This is a genomic window from Neolewinella litorea (assembly GCF_004803465.1).
In the GTDB taxonomy this organism is placed as follows: Bacteria; Bacteroidota; Bacteroidia; order Chitinophagales; family Saprospiraceae; genus Neolewinella; species Neolewinella litorea.
On record NZ_SRSF01000001.1, the window covers coordinates 1,232,839 to 1,249,167 of the forward strand.

A 16,329-nucleotide genomic window follows, 5' to 3' on the forward strand; every position below is an offset into this window, starting at 1 on the left:
TATGGAACCTGCTGCAGCGGGGCCGTAGCCTATGCCAAAGATAGTGCACTGGCGGGAATTATCAAACAAATTGTTTTATAATTTGACTCTACGGCAACTTCTAAACCATGGAATCGCTTACCCCGTCGTTTTTCCTTAGTGTTAACTTTACACTACCTTCGCGACGGTCAATTACAATGTCATGATACTTGTTGCGGATTCTGGTTCCACGAAAGCAGACTGGGTGCTGATCGATGAAGACGGTAAAAACGTCTACGTCAACACCCGAGGATTTAACCCCGTGGTCCACCCCCTGGACCTCCTGCACAACGAGGTCCAGAAACTATCGCAAGACCTGCTGCCCAACGCCGCGGTGACGGCCGTCCATTATTACGGAGCCGGATGCTGGGACTTCCGCCGCAAGAAGGTCATTTCCGATTGCATCCACCAGGTTTGGCCCGCCGCCAAGGTAGAGGTGATGCACGATCTGCTAGGCGCAGCGCGGGCCACCTGCGGCGACGAACCAGGGATTTCCTGCATTCTGGGTACGGGCAGCAACACCTGTCTTTACGACGGGACGGAGGTGATCGACAACGTGACCAACCTGGGCTTTATGCTCGGTGACGAGGGCAGTGGCTCCCATCTGGGCAAGGCCTTCCTGCGGTCGTACTTCTACCGGGAGCTCGACGACGAACTGAACGCGGCATTCGAGAACTACACGACGGCCGATCGGATGACCGTGCTGAACAACGTCTATGAATCCGATATGCCGAACACTTACCTGGCCGGCTTCACCCGGTTTATGGGCGAGCACCAGCACCACCCGCTGATTCAGAAGATCGTATTCGAGAGCTTCGCCGAATTTCTGGACCGCCACGTGCGCAAGTACAAGGGTCACCTGGAAGTACCCGTCCACTTCATCGGCAGCATCGCCTTCCACTTCAAGACGATCCTAATGGCCGCGCTGCACGAGCGTGACCTGATCGCCGGCCGCTTTGTACACAAACCCATCGAAGCCCTCGCCGATTACCACTCCGGGAAGTAGCCATATATGGAAAGAAAGGATATTCGCCGCATTGCCGTATTCACTTCGGGCGGAGACGCACCGGGAATGAATGCTGCTCTCCGGGCAGTTGTGCGTACCGCCGCCTGGAATAAATTACACGTCTACGGCATCGAGCGTGGGTTCGAAGGCATGATCGACGGCCACTTCCAGCGCCTGGAGCGCCGGGACGTAGCCAACATTATCCAGCGCGGGGGCACCATGCTCCGCACGGCCCGCTCCAAGCGTTTCATGACGCCGGAAGGTCGCCGCGCCGCCTACGACCACCTCAAGGCATATGATATTGACGCCTGTATCGCCATCGGCGGAAATGGAACCTTCACGGGTGCCAAGATCTTCAGCGAAGAGTACAAAATACCCTTCATCGGCATCCCGGGCACCATCGACAACGACCTCTACGGTACCGACTACACGATCGGCTTCGACACGGCCGTAAATACCGCCATCGATGCGGTAGACAAGATCCGCGATACGGCCGACAGCCACAACCGCCTTTTCTTCGTGGAAGTCATGGGGCGCAACTCCGGCTACATCGCCCTGTACACCGCCATCGGCTCCGGCGCCAGCAGCGTACTCATTCCGGAGTCGGAAACCGACCTTGAGGACCTGAAATCTGTGCTGCGCAAGAACAAGGCCCGTGGAAAGCTCTTCAGTGTGGTCATTGTAGCCGAAGGGCACCCCATGGGCGGGGCCACCGGCATCGCCGAGAAAATCCAGCACGAACTGGCCAGCATGGAGCCAAAGGTTACCGTCATCGGCCACCTGCAGCGCGGCGGCGCGCCCACCGCCGCCGACCGGCTACTTGCCAGTCGCCTTGGATTTGCTGCCGTGGAACTGCTTATGGAGGGCGCCGAAAACATCGCCGTAGGTATTGTCAACGGGGAAGTAACCAGCATGCCCTTCGACGACGCGATCAATAAGCAAAAGATCCCCAGCGACGAACTGATCCGCATGGCCAGTATCCTCGCCATCTGATCCACCGTTCGGGAGTGAAGGTCAGGGAAGCGATTGCGTGACTTAACGTACAGTTTACACCCTGTTATGAACTTGGGCCGTGGAAATCGACTTCCACACCCACCCCAGTCTCCCTCAGTATGGATGCATCTTTTATCATTATGTGGACCGGCTTTATCCTGGCCGGCTACGCCGTTGTGGGCAATGACTCCATACAAACACTGGGAACATTCTTATCCTCCAACGAGGACAAGGCCTGGTATGTCCTGTGGGCATTCGCCGGCACAATTCTTGCCATAACTCTGGTGATGGGCTGGTCATCTTACGACGGCGATGTAAGCTACGGCCGCCTTGAAGGCTACGCCTACGTGGAAGATATGGGGTGGCCCTACCTCCTTCCCCCGCTGGTTCTGATGCTGTTGACCCGAACGGGTATCCCGGTTTCGACATCCTTTCTGATCCTCACCTTCTTCAAGCCGAAGGGACTGGTGGACATGACCATGAAGTCCATCCTGGGGTACGCCCTGGCCTTCTGTGTCGCCATCATCGTTTGGCAACTGGTTACGACCTGGTTGGACAAGCGCTTCATGGACAACGAGATATCGGACCGGGAAAATAAACTCTGGACCGGCCTGCAGTGGGCATCGACGGGTTTCCTGTGGGGGCAGTGGCTCATCCAGGACTTCGCCAACATTTTCGTTTACCTGCCCCGCTCGCTCAGCGTCGCCGAGATCGCTGTTTCACTGGTGATTCTGCTGGTGATGCTGGCGTTCATCTTCTACAGCAAGGGCGGAAACATCCAAAAGATCGTCAAGGCCAAAACCAATACGACCGACATCCGCTCGGCCACGATCATCGACTTTTTCTACGGTATAATCCTGCTGTTTTTCAAGGAATTTAGCAACGTTCCCATGTCCACTACCTGGGTCTTCCTGGGCCTGTTGGCCGGACGGGAGATCGCGATCCGATACCGCCTGGAACTCGACGCCGAGCCCAGCGACCGCGACCGTGCTCGGGTATCCTACATCATGGGGGTAGTGATGAACATTCTAATCCTGGCGCTCATCGGCTATGTGGTTTACCTCCGCGACGACATCAACAACTTCGTGATCGTGATCATGGCCCTCGCCATGGTGGCGCGTGCGGCCCTGGCCTACTTCGAAACCATTCCCGGACGAAAGAACCTGATGGCGGCCTTCCGAAACATTTTCACCGACCTGGGGAAGGTGACCTTCGGTCTGGTGGTGAGTATCGTCCTGGTATACGTTATGCGTTACCTGACCACCGGCAGCTTCATCGAAAATATCGGATAAAACCGTTCGCCTACCGGATCAGCCCGATAAGGCTGCGGTAATCGTCGAAGGGTGACGTGTCGTCCTTCATGGCCAGCAACGCATCGTGCTCCAGATCGAGGTACAAATCCTCCAGGTCGGCGATCGTTTCCTTGCACCTGATCTCGAGTACACCCTGCCCCAGCTGCTCCCACCGCCATTCATGGGTGGCCAGGATCTTCTGCACCGTTTCCCGCTGGATTACTGCGTGATCCTCATCCACCGGGACAGTTTCGGCACCTGAAAAGGCCAGTTCGTTGCGGGAAAGCATCAGTGCATCGCGAAGGATGTAGTAAGCGGTGTGTACTCTCCCGCTGCCCTGTTGCCGCAGGAATTCCGCGTACAGGGCCAACTGGATGTCTCCACCGTTGCGCAGCAAATTGCGGAAGGTTGTCTTGCCCCGCCACTTCAGGTCTACGACCGCCGCTTCCGGTACGCCGTCGGTACCGGTACGTTCGAGTACCAGATCGGCCCGGCCCCTCACCACCTGTCCGTCGAGATTCGCGAGTTGCCCTTCCAGTTCCTGCTCCGAGCCGCGCACCGTCCACCCGCTTTGCTGGATGTAGTTCACCAGCGTCCAGGCGGACTTCCGCATGGTCAGCAAGAACTGCACCCGATCGGGTTCCTGACCGTACTCCAGCAGCACCGCCCCCTGTTGCCGCAGCAGCCGGTCGGCATTATCGTCTACCCAGGCTTCCACCTGTGCGCGGGTTACCCGACCATCCGTCTGACTTACTTCCTCGAGCAACTGCTCGATGAACAGGTGTCCGAGATTGCCCCTTAGCCGGTTTTCGCTCGCAATGGAGAGGATGGGTGTGCCCCGCAGGCCCAACTGGTGGCGGAAAACCCACTTATGCGGATAAAACAGCAGGTCGTCGATGGAAGACGGGGTCTCCCGTTCCCGCGGTTGCAGGGCATCGGGACGTGAAATCACCACCTGCGCTTCGGGGGGGTCCAGCGGCCGGACGGGCACCGGCTGGAAACCGGGCAAGCGCAAATCCGATAGCAGTCCGCTGGGCTGCCCCGCTTCGTCGATATCGACCGTAATCCGGGCCAGATCTTCGGCTGAAAAGGCTGCTTCAAGATCGCCCATCAGAGCGTGCGGTTCTACTTCGGTACCGTCCACCCGCCGGGGAATGCATAAGAGCAATTGACGCCGCGGCGTAAGGGCCGGACGTAGATTTTGCCACAGCTGAAGCTGATTGCGCTGCTCCGGACTGCTGACCTGGCAGCAGCCGTGCGGGGAGCCGGCGCGGAGGAATTCAATCTCCGGCGGATAGTAGTTGCTGAAGAAGTAGCTGGGGTCGGTTTCCACGAAGTCCCACCAGATAAGTCGTTCCAGCTCATCCTGACCGCTGTCTGGCAATTGGGCGACGGACGCGGGTGCAAAGGCGGCCGGCAAGGCGCCCTGTTCCGTGGGTTGGAATTGAGTGGGCGCAGGCTGGTAGATCGTCCGCACCAGCCGTTCCACATCGAGGTAACTCAGCTCTGTTTCCGGCTGCGCGTCGAGGAGCTCGGTAGCCCGTTCGGCCTGGGCGGAAAGGACGATCAGTCCGCTCTGTTCCTTGTCTTCGTCGAAGGCCTCCAGGGCCCAGTTGCGCAGGAATACGAAAAGGCTGCGCACCTCGCTCTTGGGTGCCTTGCCGTCGCGGGGGTACCGCCGCCTACGGAACCAGAATTCATATTGCTCCCGCGCGCGCCGGCGACGGGCGGCCGGGTACTTGCGCTCTTCCATTTCACGGAAGGATTGCTCCACGGCAAAATTCCAGCGGGCACCGAAAAGTCCGGGCGTATCCGCCAGGTGCTCGGCCAGCCGCTGACCGAGCCTGCGGTCCAGGGGCTTGGTGACCAGACTGACAAATTCCATGATGCGCTGCACCTCAACAGGCTCCCATAGGAAGGCGGTAACGAGTTTGAGCACTTGCAGACTGGGGCGGGCCAGGCTCGTCGACGGGACACCCATACTCGGAAGTCCCTCCATCAGCAGGGCGGTATCCAGGGTCTGGTTGCGCACAGTCATCAGTACGCCGGGCCGCCAGTTGTCGTTGTCGCGCACCATTCGTGCCAGGTAGGCGGCGATGTGGGTCTCACGCTCGGCGCGGATCACGATCAGGCTCCCGTCTCCGCGCAGGGCACGCGTGCCGGATTCCTCCCGCCCGGATAGCAGGCCACCCAGTTTCTCCTGCCAGGCTCCCAAATCGCCGGAAGGAGCCGGTTCCGGGGTGGAATTGATGAACTGCACCTTGTCGCCGGCTGTCGCCAGGGCCTCCAGCAGGCGCCTAAGGCCCGGTGGCAGCAGATCTAAGGGTTCGTGCACCCGGAGGTCCAAAGCGGGGTGACGGCGGTCGTGGAGGGCCGCCAGCAACGCGTTGAGCCGATCCGCCAGTCCCGGCAGCAGTTGGAAAGACTGTTCCGCTTCCAGCAGCAGGTGCTCCAGTTCGTGTAAGACGGTAATTCGTGCCGGGGTACCGGTGGACAGGGGGGCGGCCAGGCGATAGCCCGCTTCGAGTAATTCATCGCGCCGCTCCAGCAGGTCCTCCGCCGTGGCCAGGGGGTCTGCGGCAAAGGAGGCGGCGTAGAAGGGAGTCTCCGTAGCCTTGCTGAGGTGGTGTTCAATCAGTTGCCGGTACTGCTCGGTGCGCAGGGCTTCCCGGTTGGTGGGGTTACGCGAAAGGGCATGGAAATGCTCGAGGTAGCGGACCAACCCCGGGTAATCGAGATACAATTCGCCGGCCGCGGTAGCCGGAGGTTCCGGCAGCAGGGGGGAGGAGAAAGTGAGTCCTAGGTAAATCTTGATCATGGGCGCCGGTAAAATACGCAAGCCCCACCGGCTTAGCCGCCCATTTCGGCGCGCATCCGGGTCAACTGGGTTTCCCAGAGCGCCTTCTGGTCTTCCACCTCGTCGTCGTCGGCGAAATCCGTCACGTAGACGATGGTCTCGCCCGTAACGGGACTTTTGGTGATGTTGAATTCGAGGTACTCGTCCTCGTCGTCGGCGTCTTCCCAGGCAAAACGGACCATATCAGCCTCGCTGTCCTCGATCAACTCCGCGGCCTCGGGAGAGCCGCTCCAGACGAAGGTGTAGGTGCTGTCGTTGATATCCACTTCATCGCAAAACCACCGGGTCAGGCAGGCCGGATCGGTGAGAAACTGGTAGACAATATTCGGGGAGGCACGAAAGATAAACTCCGAAGTAAACTTAACACGTTCCATATCAGGCGGTTGGCGGTAGTGGTGGCGGGCAAATAAGGTAAATTAAGCGAGACTACCAAAAGTTTATGGCCTCCCAACCTATTGTTTCTTTGCAGTGTTAATTACTCGTTGTGCGCTAATCACCCTCCCGGGCCTTGATTTCCAACTATATACCCCGTAATTTTGCGGCCACTTTCAGAAAACGTCCCCTAAATGAGACAGCTTAAGATAACGAAGTCGATCACCAATCGCGAGAGTCAGTCGCTCGAAAAGTACCTACAGGAAATTGGTAAAGTAGACCTGCTGACCCCCGAGGAGGAAGTTGACCTCGCCAAGCGGATCAAACAGGGTGACCAGATCGCGCTGGAAAAGCTGACCAAAGCCAACCTTCGCTTCGTAGTATCCGTAGCCAAGCAGTACCAGAACCAGGGCCTCAGCCTCTCGGACCTCATCAACGAAGGCAACCTCGGCCTCATCAAGGCCGCCCAGCGCTTCGACGAAACCCGTGGTTTCAAGTTCATTTCCTACGCCGTCTGGTGGATTCGCCAGTCTATCCTCCAGGCCCTCGCCGAGCAGAGCCGCATCGTGCGCCTTCCCCTCAACAAGGTGGGCAGCCTTAATAAAATCAACAAGGCCTTCAGCCAGCTGGAGCAGACCTTCGAGCGCGAGCCGAGCAGCGAAGAACTGGCCGAGCAACTCGAGATCAACGCCGACGAAGTGGAAACCACCCTCGGCGTCGCCGCCCGTCACGTCAGCATGGATGCCCCCTTCGTGGAAGGTGAAGACAACAGCCTGCTCGACGTACTGGCCAATACCGCTACCCCCGGTACCGACTCGGCGCTTGAGTACAAGGAATCCCTGCGCCGGGAAATCGACCGCAGCCTCGGCACCCTTACCGAACGGCAGTGCGACGTAATCAAGCTTTACTACGGCATCGGCGTCGAGCACCCCATGAGCCTTGAAGACATTGGCGAAAAGTTCGGTCTCACCCGTGAGCGCGTCCGCCAGATCAAGGACAAGGCCATCAACAAGCTTCGCGGCGCCAACCGCAGCAAGTTGCTCAAGAATTATCTGGGAAATTAAGTTAGTCTTTCGCCGTTTTCCGGCTTCAGTAGGGCCTCTTCGATCGATCGGGGAGGCCCTACTCTATTGAACCCCTCCCTATGCAACGTCGCAAACTTTCCCTGCAGGAACTCGGCCGACTGACCCCTGCCCAGTACACGGGGTCCGAAAAGCTGCCCGTCGTGCTGGTCCTCGACGATATCCGCTCGGCCAATAACGTCGGCAGTCTTTTTCGCACGGCCGACGGCTTCGCCCTGCAGCACGTCTACCTCTGCGGCATCACCGCTACCCCGCCCCACCGCGATATCCTCAAGACCGCCCTCGGTGCCACGGCAACCGTAGCCTGGTCCTACCACGAAGATTGCGCAGGCCTCGTTCGCCAACTCGCGGCCGGCGGCGCGCAGGTGCAATGCCTGGAACAGACCGAAAACAGTACCCCCCTGCACCGTTTCCAGGCAGCGCCGCCGCTTCCCCTGGCCCTGGTGGTCGGCAACGAGGTAAGCGGTGTGCACCAGGAAGTGATTGACGCCGCCCACGGTACCATAGAGATCGAACAGTACGGAACCAAACATAGCCTGAACGTCGCGGTAAGCGCCGGAATGGCCGTCTGGGAGCTCAGCCGACAGTTGCGCCACGGGAAGGGTTGATTTCGGTAGTGTAACGACTGGTTTGGTCGCTACAATTATAATGGAGCGTTCCGCTATCTTTCGCCGGTGGGGATGCCGAAACACCTCCCCCCTTCACGTCCTTACACTAAAACTACAGCCCATGCAACCCTTTCACCTTGCCGCACCGGTAGACGACCTGGAGGCCGCCCGTCACTTCTACGGCACCGTACTCGGCTGCCCGGAGGGCCGCACGGACAGCGAATGGATCGACTTCAATTTCTTCGGGCACCAATTGGTAGCCCACCTGGCCCCCAAGAAGGAGCAGCCCGATCACCGCAATGAGGTGGACGGCAAGCACGTGCCCGTCCCGCACTACGGGGTGGTATTGGAATGGGAGCAATTCGAAGCCTTCGCCCAGCGTCTGCGCGACCACGGCGTTAAGTTCGAGATTGAGCCCCACGTGCGCTTCGTCGGTCAACCCGGAGAGCAGAACACCATGTTTTTCTATGACCCGGCCGGCAATGCCCTGGAATTCAAGGCCTTCAAGGATATTTCCCGACTGTTCGCCAAGGAGCTTAACGGCTAGATCTTCCTGGGGGGGAGCGAACTATTCCGTGTAGTCTTCAATCCCGCCAGGAGTATGAAGCCGGACAGACGCCCGGTCTGCAGTCTCGACGCGACCAATCACCCGGGCTTCGATGCCGAAAGCGGCGGCAATGTCGATCACGGTTTGCGCGTCGCGCTCGCCCACGTAGGCTTCCAGCCGGTGGCCCATGTTGAACACCTGATACATTTCTCGCCACGCCGTACCGCTTTCCTGGCGGATCAAGTCGAACAGGGGCGGAACGGGAAAGAGCTGGTCCTTGACTATCCGTATATCGTCGTCGATGAATTTGACCACCTTAGTCTGGGCTCCTCCGGTGCAGTGAATAAGCCCGCTGAGGCCAGGGCCAACTTCCGCCAGCAGTCGCTTCAGTACCGGCAGGTAGGTGCGGGTGGGGCTGAGCACCAATTTGCCAACGGTGGTTTCCACCCCGGATACGGTGATCTTGTCCGTAAGTGAGCGGCTACCCGTGTACACCACCTCGCGCGGCACTTCGGGATCAAAGCTCTCGGGGTACTTTTCGGCGTAGCCGTGGTGGAATACGTCGTGGCGGGCGCTGGTCAGACCGTTACTACCCATACCTCCGTTGTATTCGTCCTCGTAACTCGCCTGCCCGTAGCTGGCCAATCCGACAATCACGTTGCCGGGGCGTATGTCGTTTACGATTACTTCGTCGCGGCGCAATCGTGCGAAAGTGGTGTACCCCACGTCAATGGTCCGCACGATGTCGCCAACGTCGGCCGTCTCCCCTCCGGTAAGGTGCAGTCCGACACCCTGATCGGCCATCCGATCGGCAAACTTCTGGGCGCCCTGGATGATGGTCTTCAGCACTTCACCCGGGATCCGGTTCTTGTTGCGGCCAATGGTAGAGGAAATGAGAATGTTGTCCACGGCACCCACGCAGCCCATATCGTCGAGGTTCATCACCAGGCTGTCCTGCACGATCCCTTCCCAAACGCTCAGGTCACCTGTTTCCCGCCAGTAGAGATAGGCCAGGCTGGTCTTGGTGCCGGCCGTGTCGGCGTGCATGACGTTGCAGTACTCCGGGTCACCCCCCGCAATGTCGGGCAGTACCTTGCAAAAGGCTTTCGGGTAGAGGCCCTTGTCCAGGCCCTGAATGGCGTCGTGAACTTCGGACTTGGTGGCGCTGACGCCGCGTTTTTCGTACTTCGTGGACATGCCGCAAAGGTAGCCAATTTTGCCGCCGGGACGCGCCCACGCCCGCGGGTACGGTCACTGATGGGCTGCTCGTTCGCCTCCTTAAGCATTGGACCTGGCGGACTAGGCTGGCTCGATATGGATCAGGACCTGTTCGATGCTCGGAAAATCGGCCTGCAGACGATCCTTGAGCCGGTGGGCCAGGTCATGCCCCTGGGTTACAGTAAGATCCCCGTTGACCAGGGCATGCAGGTCAATGTAGTAGCGCATCCCCGACTTTCGGACGTAGCACTTCTCGGTACCGAGGATGCCCTCCACGGTGAGGGCTGAGGTCCGCACTTCTTCAATGAAGTCATCATAAACGTGCTCGTCCATGATCTCCCCCAGGGCCGGCCGGAAGATCAGGTAAGCGTTGTACAGAATGATGCCGGAAGCTAGTAGGGCGGCCCAGTCGTCGGCGCTTTCGTAGCCCGGCCCGCCCAGCAACGCGATAGTGATACCGATGAAGGCGGTGACGGAGGTAATGGCGTCGCTGCGGTGGTGCCAGGCATCGGCGGCCAGGGAGGAGCTATCCGTTTGCCGACTGCGGCGAATCACGACACGGTAGGAAGCTTCTTTCCAGAGTATGATGCCCCCCAGCACCAGGAGCGTCCAGCTTTCGGGAACCGCATGGGGTGTACTGATGTACTCGATGCTTTCGTAGGCAATCACCGTTGCCGAGAAGACCAGGAAGGCCACCACGCCGAAGGTGATCAGGGGCTCAATTTTTCCGTGGCCGTAGGGGTGGTTATCGTCGGCCGGTCGCTGGGCGTACCGCAGCCCGAGCAGCACCAGCAAGGAGGAAAAGATGTCGGTAGTGGACTCAATCGCGTCGGCGATCAGGGCGTAGGAATTGCCCAGGATACCCGCTACCGCCTTGATGATGGCCAGCCCGGTATTACCGGCGATGCTGAAATAGCTCGTCTGGATGGCTACCTTATCCTTGTCCATAGTTCCAAACATACGCCGGGCGGCGACTACCGGACCTGCCGGAGGCTGTTGCAGGCGAGAAGCGTGAGGGTGAGAAGTAGTCCGGGAAAGAAGGCCAGCCACCAGGCATCCGGTTCGACGCGGGATTGCTGCAGGATACTGCCCCAGGTGACCTGGTCAGCCGGTACGCCGATGCCCAGGAAACTAAGCATGGCCTCGGCGAGGATGCTCGTTCCCACCATGAAAGCGGCTACCACCACTACCGGGCCGATGGCGTTGGGCAGGGCGTGGCGGAATAGCAGGCGTAGTTCCCCCACCCCACCGACCCGGGCGGCGGCGATGTAGGGAAGTTCCCGGATACGCAGGAGTTCGGCACGCAGAAAACGGGCTACCGGCGTCCATCCCAGCACCCCGATGGTCAGCACCACCACCCAAAGCGAAGCACGGTCCACGTAGGAAAGCAACGCGATCAGCAGCACCAGACCGGGGATGCTGACGGTGATTTCCAGCAGCACTACCACAATACTGTCGATCGGCAGCCCCACCGGCGTCCGCAACCAGGGTACCCACCGGGCAATACCACGCAGCAGCAGGTACCAGAAACTCCAGGCTGCGACCAGGGTCAGCCCCAGCAACAACCAGAATATCCATCCCCCGGCGAGGGCAAAAAGAGTGGTGGCTCCGTAGAACAGGCCGGTAACGAGGCCCATCAGCAGGGCAATAGCTCCCCCGCGGTGCAGCCGCATGCCGTCGTTGCCGAAGTATCCCGCCAGGGAACCCAGGGGGAGACCCAGCAGCAGGGAGATGAGCACGCTACCTATACCTACCCAAACGGCTACCCGCGTGCCGCTCACAATTCCCGCCGCAGTGTCACGGCCGAGCCGGTCGGTTCCCAACCAGTGCCATCCCCGGCCCCCGGTAGCCCGCGAGAGGGGCGGCAAATATCCCGGCTGCGAGAGATCGAGCGAGGATGCCCGGAAGGGGATCGGTGGCCAGACCGCCCAGTCGACCGGAACCTCTGACCACGCTTCCCGCTGCGGGGTACCGTCCAATACCGGGAAATACAGCTCTCCGTCCACCTGCGCTACCAGGGGTTTGTCTCCGGCAATAAAATCGGCCCCTAGGGCGATCGCCACCAGAAAGAACAGGAAACCGTATGCCCACCGCGTCTGCTTCATCGCGGCGGCAATTTACCCAGCCGGATGCGGGGGTCCAGCAAGGCGTAACCGATATCAGCCAGCAGCAGCCCCAGTATGGTTAGCACACCGTTGACCAGCACCACGGCGGTAACCACCGGCCAGTCGCGGGCCGTGGCGGCATCGTACAGCAGCTGCCCCATACCCGGAAGATTGAAAATTTGCTCAATGAGCACGCTCCCCGCCAGCAGCCCCGGCAGAAGTCCACCAAGCAGGGTCACCAGGGGGAAGGCGGCATTGCGGAAAACGTGACGCCACAGCACCTGCGACCCCGCCAGACCCTTCATACGGGCGGTCCTCACGTAGGGCTGCGCCAGTTCGATCAGGGCGGACGCGCGCAGGTGCCGGGAAACGTAAGCGAGGCTGGGATAAGTGAGACAGAATACCGGCAGAATGAGGTGGGAAGCGCGGATTTGCAGGGCATCCCACCAACCCGCATCCGGCGGGACCTCCCCGAAGCCCATGGTGGGGAACCACCCCATCCCGTAGGCAGGCGTGGTCAGGTAATTGGCCAGGAGCGTAGCAATCCAGAAGGAAGGAAGTCCGAAAGCCAGAAAAGTGAGCGCAGTGGCCCAACGGTCAAAACGGGAATGGTAGTAATAAGCCATATACAGGCCGAGCGGAATGGCCAGCAGGTACACCAGCACCAAAGCCAGCCCGTTCAGGAGCACCGTTCTGGGCAGGGCCGTAGCGATCTTTTGCGCTACCGGGCGACGGTCGGCGTAGGAGACGCCCAACTCGCCACGCAACAGGTTCATGAGGTAGCGGTGATAGCGATTCTCCGTGCCGTGCCAGTATACCCTTGGCAGGAGGAGGTCGCGACGGTCGGCTCCGTCGACCATGTCACGGTAGGCCGTCTGCAGCGATTGGGCGGCGGGGCCCGGGGGCAGCGTAGCGAGTTGTTGCCGGAGGTAAGCGGGGTCGGAGCGCACCAGGAGCCGGCGGGCCACGGTTTGTACTTCCGGCTCTTCCGCCAGCCGGGCCGCCATCAGCGCCCGGTAGAATTGCTGTACGCGGGGCCAGTTGCCAAATTGCAGGGCCAGTTCACGTACCGCCCCGCGGCGGTCGGCCTGAACGATACGGTGCAGGGTATCGGGCAGGGCGGCATTCGTAATCGTCAGGTAAAAGGGCGGAAGGTCGTAATCCAGCTGCTCGGCCAACCGCTGGTAACTCCGCTCGTAGGCCACCAGGTTCTCACCGGAAGTACGCACCCCTTCGGCAACCATGCGCTGCTGCACCGGATCGCCCGGGGTCATCCAGGTTAGCACGAAGCTGACCAGGCTGAGCAACAGGATACCCAGAGGAAGGTACAGTAGTTTACGAAAGCCGTACCCCAGCAATTGGTTATTCGGACGCGTCAGGGTTGGGTGATAAGAAGTTAACTATGAGCAAAATATGCCTATTCATTGTTGGAGAAATAGTATGCAATCCCTAGCACTATTCCCACTGCAGCTCGTCGTCTTTCCGGGCGAGACCCTCAATTTACACATTTTTGAACCTCGGTACCGTCAACTGGTAGCCGATATTGAGGAAGAAGGGCTCCCGTTTGGCGTTCCCACCGTCATCGAAAGCCGGCTGCGGCCCATCGCTACCGAGGTGACCCTCGTGGAGGTGGCCAACCGCTATCCCGGTGGGGAAAGCGATATACGGACCAAAGGGGGGCGAGTCTTTCACGTAGACCGATTTTATCGGGAATACCCGGGTAAACCGTATCCCGGCGGCGAGGTCAGTTATCTGCCCGTCGACGAGAACGAAGAGGAGGAGCTCAATCAGAAGATTGTACAACTGCTCCGCGAAATCTACAGCAAATTGCGCATAGAGCGGGAGATAAAGTCGGTCGCCGAAGGTTTTCGGACCTACGAGGTCGGACATCACGTCGGCTTCACCCTCGAGCAGGAATACCTGTTCCTGACACTACGTGATGCCGCCGAACGACAGCGATTTCTGCTCGGTCACCTGCAACAGGTACGACCCAAAGTCGGCGACCCGCTGGGCATTCGGGCACGGGCGGAACTCAACGGGCACTTTCAGGACCTGAAGCCCCCGGATTTTTAATCCAGGGTGATGGCTGCGGCAATGCGGTCGCGCAATTCCTCCATGCGATCCTCGCTCACCGAGACCGTTTTCCCGAAGCGGAAATCACCTTCCGACGATACGGGCACCAGGTGAACGTGAACGTGGGGCACTTCGAGCCCCAGTACCCCGTTGGCCACACGCTTGCACTCCACGGCTCGCTGCAGGCCGGCGGCGACGCGTTTGGTAAACAGGGTAAGGCCAGTGAGTTCCTCGTCGCTCAGGTCGTAATAGTAGTCCACCTCCCGCTTGGGAACGCAGAGGGTGTGGCCCTCAACCATGGGTCGCACGTCGAGAAAGGCGATAAACTGATCATTCTCGGCCACGATGTAGCCCGGCAGGTCCCGGTTGATGATGCGTGTGAAGATGGAGGCCATATCAGATGGAGATGTTCACGATTTCGAACTGCATCGTACCATTGGGCGTGTTGACCGTGGCAATGTCGCCGACGGCTTTCCCCAAAAGGCCCTGTCCGATCGGGCTGTTGACCGAGATCTTCTTAGCTTTCAGATTGGCTTCGCTTTCGGCCACCAGTTCATAAACCATGGTGGCTTTGTTGGCTACGTTACGGATGGTCACCTTGCTCATGACCGTGACCTTGCTGGTGTCCAGCTGGCTGGAGTCGAGAACCCGGGCGTTGGCCATAACCTTTTCCAGTTCGTTGATCTTCATCTCCAGCAGTCCCTGGGCATCCTTGGCGGCGTCGTATTCGGCGTTTTCCGACAAGTCACCCTTTTCGCGGGCTTCGGCGATGGCGCGGGCAACATTGGCCCGACCGGTGGTTTTCAGTTCTTCGAGCTCGGCGCGGAGGCGGTCGTAGCCCTCCTGCGACAGATAGTGTGTTCCTGCCATGATAGGAATATTTTCGCCGAAGCAGTCAATTCCACCCTTCCCGTTTCGGGATCGGTAGAAGCCTGCCTGACGTTGGTGATGCCGCCCGCCGGAATCCTTGGCCGGTCGGCTAAAAGAAGCGACGTTCCTACGGAAGTAAGAACGTCTGCCAATACATATAAGGCAAATATAGGGAAAATAAGAAATAGCAACGCTTTTAGGCGCGCTGAATCGGTAGGTATCGCTAGAAAGAAAGGCTCAATCCGACGTTGTGGGTACCCTGATAAATTCGGGTGCTTCGGTAGGCGTAGTCGACGGTAAATCGGCGGCTCACGTCGCCTCGGGCGAAGGGAACGCGGATACTGGCTCCGGCGCTGATGCCGTCGTAGATGGGCGACTGGTCGGCGGAGGTGCTGGTCGATTCGTTAGCGGCGCTCAAGTCCACCCGATACCCTACCCTGGCCAGGAACTGTTCGCGGAAGGCATACTCCAAACCGGCCCCTACCTGATCCCGACTGAAGGAGTTGGCGGTGAAGTTGCCCACCAGGGTCACCCGCTGGTTCTCGACCTGCGTCAGGAAATCGTAGCTGGCACCGATGTTGAGCATGGAGGGCATTTCGAAGCCCGCGGCGCGCTGGGCGTAGGTAAGTTTGTAATCGGCCGACTGATCCGGATTGTCGGCGGCGGTGGCCAGGCCCTGACCCCCGTACGCCATACGGGAACCGACGTTGCGCAGGCTAAGCCCGAATTTGAATTCTTCCGCTGCCCCAGTGACGTACTGGACACCCGCGTCGATGGCAAAGCCGAAGGAGTTCACGTCACTGGTCGACTCGCTCACGCCCCGCAGGGTCAGGCCCACGGATACCTTGTTTTCGAACTGGTGGCTGTAGGTGAGCCCCACATTGATGAAGCTCAGGTTCATCAACGCTCCCGTACCCTCGGGCTGCTCGGTGGTCGTAATGGGAATATCCCCGAAGTCCAGGCTCATGACGCTGAACCCAAAGCCCCCGTTCTCCCCTACCCGGCTGGTGACACCGATGGCCTGCATGGAAATGTCGGTTCCCTGCAGGTAATTGGCGTACCCCAGCATGACCTGGGTGCCGGCGAAGCGGCTGACTCCGGCCGGATTGATGCGCATGGCCTCTACCCCCGTCACGTACGAAGTACCCAGGGAATGCAGTCCGGCGGATGGTGCCCAGGGGTTCATGAGCAACTGCGCCGCTCCGGCTTCTCCCTGCCGGTCGGGGTTACCGGCAAAGGCCGCCAGGGAAAGCAGGCTAGACAAGAACAGCAGGTAAATTTTCTTCAT

The 16,329-nt window shown here is 59.6% G+C and carries 16 protein-coding genes; 7 read left to right on the top strand and 9 right to left on the bottom strand.

Translation table 11 applies throughout. The annotated features are described in order from the left end of the window. Positions 1-181: 181 nt before the first annotated feature. From E4021_RS05125 to E4021_RS05135, 3 genes are all read left to right on the top strand, one after another. Positions 182-1,024 (top strand): hypothetical protein, encoded by an 843-nt coding sequence (locus tag E4021_RS05125; protein WP_136456981.1) that lies wholly within the window; start codon positions 182-184, stop codon positions 1,022-1,024. Positions 1,025-1,030: 6 nt separating this feature from the next. After that, a complete protein-coding gene (gene pfkA / locus E4021_RS05130; protein ID WP_211096964.1) occupies positions 1,031-2,017 on the top strand; it encodes a 6-phosphofructokinase in 987 nt (328 codons plus the stop codon). A gap of 119 nt (positions 2,018-2,136) precedes the next feature. Next, entirely contained in the window at positions 2,137-3,309 is a 1,173-nt protein-coding gene (locus E4021_RS05135) for a hypothetical protein (RefSeq protein WP_168797469.1), read from the top strand. Positions 3,310-3,319: 10 nt separating this feature from the next. Here the strand turns inward: E4021_RS05135 and E4021_RS05140 are convergent, their stop codons facing one another. Both E4021_RS05140 and E4021_RS05145 read right to left on the bottom strand, forming a co-directional pair. After that, on the bottom strand, positions 3,320-6,127 hold the full coding sequence (locus tag E4021_RS05140; protein ID WP_136456983.1) for a PD-(D/E)XK nuclease family protein: 2,808 nt from the start codon (positions 6,125-6,127) through the stop codon (positions 3,320-3,322). A 32-nt stretch (positions 6,128-6,159) separates the two neighbouring features. Then, positions 6,160-6,540, bottom strand: a complete 381-nt coding sequence (locus E4021_RS05145) for an START-like domain-containing protein (protein ID WP_136456985.1) — start codon at positions 6,538-6,540, stop codon at positions 6,160-6,162. A gap of 192 nt (positions 6,541-6,732) precedes the next feature. Here E4021_RS05145 and E4021_RS05150 point away from each other — a divergent pair, with 192 nt between their 5' ends. The 3 genes from E4021_RS05150 to E4021_RS05160 all read left to right on the top strand — a co-directional run bounded on the left by E4021_RS05150 (position 6,733) and on the right by E4021_RS05160 (position 8,775). Next, positions 6,733-7,602, top strand: a complete 870-nt coding sequence (locus tag E4021_RS05150; protein WP_099104997.1) for a sigma-70 family RNA polymerase sigma factor — start codon at positions 6,733-6,735, stop codon at positions 7,600-7,602. 80 nt (positions 7,603-7,682) lie between these two features. Continuing rightward, complete coding sequence (locus E4021_RS05155) at positions 7,683-8,228, top strand: RNA methyltransferase (protein WP_136456987.1); 546 nt, start codon at positions 7,683-7,685, stop codon at positions 8,226-8,228. Positions 8,229-8,349: 121 nt separating this feature from the next. Then, positions 8,350-8,775, top strand: a complete 426-nt coding sequence (locus E4021_RS05160) for a VOC family protein (RefSeq protein ID WP_136456989.1) — start codon at positions 8,350-8,352, stop codon at positions 8,773-8,775. Between the two features lie 21 nt (positions 8,776-8,796). On the opposite strand, the gene E4021_RS05165 is transcribed toward E4021_RS05160, so the two are convergent. The 4 genes from E4021_RS05165 to E4021_RS05180 all read right to left on the bottom strand — a co-directional run bounded on the left by E4021_RS05165 (position 8,797) and on the right by E4021_RS05180 (position 13,456). Next, on the bottom strand, positions 8,797-9,972 hold the full coding sequence (locus E4021_RS05165; RefSeq protein ID WP_136456991.1) for an AIR synthase related protein: 1,176 nt from the start codon (positions 9,970-9,972) through the stop codon (positions 8,797-8,799). Positions 9,973-10,074: 102 nt separating this feature from the next. Continuing rightward, positions 10,075-10,941 carry a cation diffusion facilitator family transporter gene (locus tag E4021_RS05170; protein ID WP_136456993.1) on the bottom strand — a complete coding sequence of 289 codons (867 nt, stop codon included), beginning with the start codon at positions 10,939-10,941 and terminating at the stop codon, positions 10,075-10,077. A gap of 26 nt (positions 10,942-10,967) precedes the next feature. Beyond that, positions 10,968-12,098: an ABC transporter permease gene (locus E4021_RS05175; RefSeq protein ID WP_136456995.1), complete on the bottom strand. Its 1,131-nt coding sequence runs from the start codon at positions 12,096-12,098 to the stop codon at positions 10,968-10,970. After that, positions 12,095-13,456: an ABC transporter permease gene (locus E4021_RS05180; protein WP_136456997.1), complete on the bottom strand. Its 1,362-nt coding sequence runs from the start codon at positions 13,454-13,456 to the stop codon at positions 12,095-12,097. Before E4021_RS05180 ends, E4021_RS05175 begins: the two co-directional genes overlap by 4 nt. Positions 13,457-13,538: 82 nt before the next feature. Here E4021_RS05180 and E4021_RS05185 point away from each other — a divergent pair, with 82 nt between their 5' ends. Further along, a complete protein-coding gene (locus E4021_RS05185) occupies positions 13,539-14,171 on the top strand; it encodes an LON peptidase substrate-binding domain-containing protein (protein WP_168797470.1) in 633 nt (210 codons plus the stop codon). Here E4021_RS05185 and E4021_RS05190 read toward each other — a convergent pair. The 3 genes from E4021_RS05190 to E4021_RS05200 form a co-directional block, all read right to left on the bottom strand. After that, the gene (locus tag E4021_RS05190) at positions 14,168-14,566 is read right to left on the bottom strand and encodes an HIT family protein (protein WP_136457001.1); all 399 of its coding nucleotides are present in this window, start codon (positions 14,564-14,566) and stop codon (positions 14,168-14,170) included. The two genes, E4021_RS05185 and E4021_RS05190, sit on opposite strands and share 4 nt — an antisense overlap. A gap of 1 nt (position 14,567) precedes the next feature. Then, positions 14,568-15,041: a transcription elongation factor GreA gene (gene greA / locus E4021_RS05195; protein ID WP_136457003.1), complete on the bottom strand. Its 474-nt coding sequence runs from the start codon at positions 15,039-15,041 to the stop codon at positions 14,568-14,570. A 223-nt stretch (positions 15,042-15,264) separates the two neighbouring features. Next, positions 15,265-16,329, bottom strand: a complete 1,065-nt coding sequence (locus E4021_RS05200) for a PorV/PorQ family protein (RefSeq protein ID WP_136457005.1) — start codon at positions 16,327-16,329, stop codon at positions 15,265-15,267.